Source organism: Stenotrophomonas sp. P5_A8 (assembly GCF_056400545.1).
Window position 1 is genome coordinate 1 of sequence record NZ_JBFULB010000301.1, and the last position, 4,702, is coordinate 4,702.

Sequence of the window (4,702 nt, forward strand, 5' to 3'; positions counted from 1 at the left end):
CGCAGCGCGGCAATGATCGACSCCGGTAGTGCCGAGCCACGCTCGGCAGGCCACGCACAGCGTGGCAATGATCGAMCCCGGTAGTGCCGAGCCAYTCTCGGCAGCCCACRCGCAGCGCGGCAATGATCGACCCCGGTAGTGCCGAGCCATGCTCGGCAAGGCCCTTGCACCTAGCAATTACCGACGCCTGGAGCAGCCGAGCATGGCTCGGCTCTACCGCCCCCCAATCCCCCTGTCCGTCTGCGCGATAATCCTCGCATGAGCACCGTTCCCGAACTCACCCCCGGTCAGGCCCGCGCACGCATCGCCAGCGGCGCCCTGCTGATCGACGTCCGCGAGGCGCACGAGCGGGCCAGCGGCATGGCCGAAGGCGCGCTGGGCATCGCCAAGGGCGACCTGCTGGCCGCGCCGGCGACGCATCTGCCGGCCACCGACCGCGAGTTCGTCCTCATCTGCCAGAGCGGCAAGCGCTCGATGGACGCCGCGCTTGCCTTGCTGGATCACGGGTATACCCACGTGGCGTCGGTCCACGGCGGCACCACCGCCTGGCGTGCTGACGGCCTGCCGCTGGTGCAGCCGCTGCAGAGCGAGGCGGACGCAGATTTCAACGAACGTTATGCGCGTCACCTGCTGCTGCCGCAGGTGGGCGTGGCCGGTCAGCAGGCATTGCTGGCTGCGCGCGTGCTGATGGTCGGGGCCGGCGGCCTCGGCGCGCCGGCCGGTTTCTATCTCGCCGCCGCCGGGGTAGGACACCTGCGCATCGCCGACGATGACGTGGTGGAGCGCAGCAACCTGCACCGGCAGATCCTGCACACCGACGCCAGCATCGGCACGCCCAAGGTGCTGTCGGCGCGCGAACGGCTGCTGGCGCTGAACCCGCAGTTGGACATCGACGCGGTGCAGGCGCGCGTCACCTCGGCGAATGTGGATGCCCTGCTCGACGGGGTCGACGTGGTGCTGGACGGCTCGGACAATTTTCCGCTGCGCTACCTGCTCAACGATGCCTGCATCCAGCACGGCATCCCGCTGGTGTACGGCGCGGTGGAGCGCTTCACCGGGCAGGTCAGCGTGTTCGATGCTGGCCGCCATCGCGGGCAGGCGCCGTGCTACCGCTGCCTGTTCCCGGAGCCGCCGCCGCCCGAATTCGCGCCCAACTGCGCCGAAGCCGGCGTGCTCGGCGTGCTGCCGGGGATGGTCGGGCTGCTGCAGGCCACCGAAGTGCTCAAGCTGCTGCTGGGGATGGGCGAGCCGCTGGTCGGGCGGCTGCTGACCTTCGATGCGTTGGGCATGCATTTTCGTGAGACGCGCCTGCGCCCCGATCCGGACTGCCCCCTGTGTGCGCCCGGCAGGGCCTTCCCCGGCTATATCGACTACGCCGCGTTCTGCAACAGCATCTGATGCGGGTCGCGGGGCAGGGTAGAGCCGACCCATGGTCGGCTGTCCTTGGCGCGGTCTCCGGCGGGGCGAGCAGCCGACCATGGGTCGGCTCTACCGGGTCTGCGCGGTGTTATGGCGCTGTTTGCGAGACGATCTGCCAAGTGAGTCCCGTCATCGTTCTGTTTTCGGCACGATAAAACCTAACACGCACGCTACTTCCATCCGAAGCTTTGCCCTATCGTTGTCTCCATCAATGTAGTTCGGGGAAACAACCGCATGGCGGTGGAAGCAGGTGCCAGTGAACTGGTGAAAGTAGTCGCCCTGCTGGGTGCGGCAGTGGTCATGGTGCCGCTGTTCCGTCGGCTTGGGCTGGGCTCGGTGCTGGGCTATTTCGCCGCGGGCCTGGCGATCGGTCCGTTCGGTTTTGGATGGTTCGCCGACCCCCAGGCCATCCTGCATACCGCCGAACTCGGCGTGGTGATGTTCCTGTTCGTGATCGGACTGGAGATGCGCCCCTCGCACCTGTGGGGGCTGCGCAACGAAATCTTCGGATTGGGCACGCTGCAGATCGTGGTCTGCGGCGCGGTGCTCACCGGGGTGTGCATGTTGCTGGGCCTGCCGGTCAAAGTCGCCTTCATCGGTGCGTTCGGCTTCGTGCTGACCTCCACCGCCGTGGTGATGCAGCTGCTGGCCGAGCGCGGCGACATCGCCTTGCCCTCGGGCCAGAAGATCGTCTCGATCCTGCTGTTCGAAGACCTGCTGATCGTGCCGTTGCTGGCGGTGGTCGCGTTCATCGCACCGGTGCAGGCCGATGCCGGTGAAACTTCGCGCTGGCTCAGCGTGGGCATCGGCGCGGGTGCGATCGTCGGGCTGGTGCTGGTGGGGCGGTTCCTGCTCAACCCGCTGTTCCGCATCCTGGCCGCAGCCAAGGCGCGCGAGGTCATGACGGCCGCTGCGTTGCTGGTGGTGCTCGGCGCGGCGTTGCTGATGCAACTGGGTGGGCTGTCGATGGCGATGGGCGCGTTCCTGGCCGGCGTGCTGCTCAGCGAATCCACCTTCCGCCACCAGATCGAGGCGGACATCGAGCCGTTCCGCGGCATTCTGCTCGGCCTGTTCTTCCTCAGCGTAGGCATGGCGCTGGACCTGACCGTTGTAGCCAACAACTGGCCGCTGATCGTGTCCGGCGTGCTCGCGCTGATGCTGGCCAAGGCGGCGTGCATCTACGCGGTGGCGCGGATCATGGGCAGCGACCACCGCCAGGCGCTGGACAGAGGCGTGGTGATGGCGCAGGGCGGCGAGTTCGCCTTCGTGCTGTTTTCCGCAGCTGCCGCGGCGGGCGTGATCGGGGTGGAGGTCAATGCCAACCTGACCGCGATCGTGGTGCTGTCGATGGCGCTGACCCCGCTGTTCGTGCTGCTGCACGACAAGCTGATGCCCGACCGCGTGATCTCGCTGGAGGGCGTGGAAGCGGCCGATGGCATGTCCGGCAGCGTGTTGATGATCGGTTTTGGCCGCTTCGGCCAGGTCGCCAGCCAGTCGCTGCTGGCGCGCGATGTGGACGTGACCATCATCGACAACGACATCGAGATGATCCAGAGCGCGGAGAAGTTCGGCTTCAAGATCTACTACGGCGACGGCACCCGGCTGGACGTGCTGCACGCCTCCGGTGCCGGCGTGGCGCGTGCCATCGCGGTGTGCGTCAACGACAGCGCGCAGGCCGACCGCATCGTCGAACTGGTCGCCCACCAATTCCCGCAGGCCAAGCTGCTGGTGCGCTCCTTCGACCGCGAACACTCCTTGCGCCTGATCCATGCCGGCGTCGATTTCCAGATCCGCGAGACGTTCGAATCGGCGGTCGCCTTCGGCGAGGCCGCGCTGGTCGAACTCGGCCTGGGCGAAGAGGATGCAGCGACCATCGCCCGCGAGATCCGTCGCCGCGATGCCGAGCGCTTCGAGCTGGAAATCGCTGGCGGCGGACTCATCGCCGGTGCGCACATGACGTTCGGTAATTCGCTGCCCGGCGTGCCGACGCCGACGCCGTTCACTGCGCCCAAGCGCAAGGCGCGCACGCTGAACGCGGACGCGTTGCCGGAAGAGGAATGACGATCAGGTAGTGCCGGCCGCTGGCCGGCAACCATGCAGCGCCATCCGGGCGGATGGGGGCGTGGGCCAGCGGCCACCACGACCGGTGGGCGAGGGGGCCTGAATCAGGGACAATGGACGACCGTCGCCCCCACGCCTGCCGCCCTCGATGAGCTCACCGACCCCCGCACCCGCCGCCCCCGCCCGCATCCTGGACGGACGCCGCATCGCCGAAGACCTGCTGGACAGCCTCAAGGTCCGGGTCGATGCCCGTCTGGCCGCCGGTGGCAGCCGCCCGGGCCTGGCCGTGGTGCTGGTTGGCGGTGACCCGGCCTCGACCGTGTACGTGCGCAACAAGCGCCGCGCGGCCGAGAAGGTCGGCATCGAAGCCTTCGATTACGATCTGCCGGCCGGCACCACCGAGGCCGAACTGCTGGCGCTGATCGACCAGCTCAACCACGATCCGAAGATCCACGGCATCCTGGTGCAGTTGCCGCTGCCGGGTATCCCCGACGCCAGCCGCCTCATCCACCGCATCGACCCGCGCAAGGACGTGGACGGTTTCCATCCGGAAAACGTCGGCCACCTGGCCCTGCGCGAGTTCGGCCTGCGCCCCTGCACGCCGCGCGGCATCGTGACGCTGCTGGGCCACACCGACCAGCCGGTGCGTGGCCGCAACGCCACCATCGTGGGCGTGAGCAACCATGTCGGCCGGCCGATGGGGCTGGAGCTGCTGATCGCCGGCTGCACCGTGACCAGCTGCCACAAGTTCACCCCGCGCGACGTGCTCGAGCGCAGCGTGCGTGACGCCGACATCCTGGTGGTGGCGGTGGGCCGTCCGGGCATCGTTCCCGGCGAATGGGTCAAGCCGGGCGCGGTGGTGATCGATGTGGGCATCAACCGCCTCGACGACGGCCGCCTGGTCGGCGACGTGGGCTTCGAGGCCGCCGCCGAGCGCGCAAGCTGGATCACCCCGGTCCCGGGCGGGGTCGGGCCGATGACCGTGGCGACGTTGATGCAGAACACCATCGAGGCGGCGGAAGCCTTCTGACCGTCTGGTCCTGACTCGCGGTCGGCACCTCCCGCGGCCGTGATCCCGGGCCGACCCGCACCTGCTGTGGCCGTGATCCCGGGCAGACCGACACCTGCCGCGGCAGCGATCCCGGGCTGACCGGCATCTGGCGCAGCCGCGACCTCGGGTAGAGCCGACCGTTGGTCGGCTGCGCCTGGATCGGTGTGCCAC

The 4,702-nt window shown here is 68.6% G+C and carries 3 protein-coding genes; all 3 read left to right on the plus strand.

The window, feature by feature from the left end; all coding sequences use genetic code 11:
- Window positions 1-258 precede the first annotated feature (258 nt).
- The 3 genes from moeB (at window position 259) to folD (ending at window position 4,510) form a co-directional block, all read left to right on the plus strand.
- Window positions 259-1,398, plus strand: a complete 1,140-nt coding sequence (gene moeB, locus AC1DQP_RS16750; protein WP_457318652.1) for a molybdopterin-synthase adenylyltransferase MoeB — start codon at window positions 259-261, stop codon at window positions 1,396-1,398.
- 255 nt (window positions 1,399-1,653) lie between these two features.
- Window positions 1,654-3,480 carry a monovalent cation:proton antiporter-2 (CPA2) family protein gene (locus tag AC1DQP_RS16755; protein ID WP_478052044.1) on the plus strand — a complete coding sequence of 609 codons (1,827 nt, stop codon included), beginning with the start codon at window positions 1,654-1,656 and terminating at the stop codon, window positions 3,478-3,480.
- A gap of 148 nt (window positions 3,481-3,628) precedes the next feature.
- Complete coding sequence (gene folD / locus AC1DQP_RS16760; protein ID WP_256773954.1) at window positions 3,629-4,510, plus strand: bifunctional methylenetetrahydrofolate dehydrogenase/methenyltetrahydrofolate cyclohydrolase FolD; 882 nt, start codon at window positions 3,629-3,631, stop codon at window positions 4,508-4,510.
- Window positions 4,511-4,702: the final 192 nt, after the last annotated feature.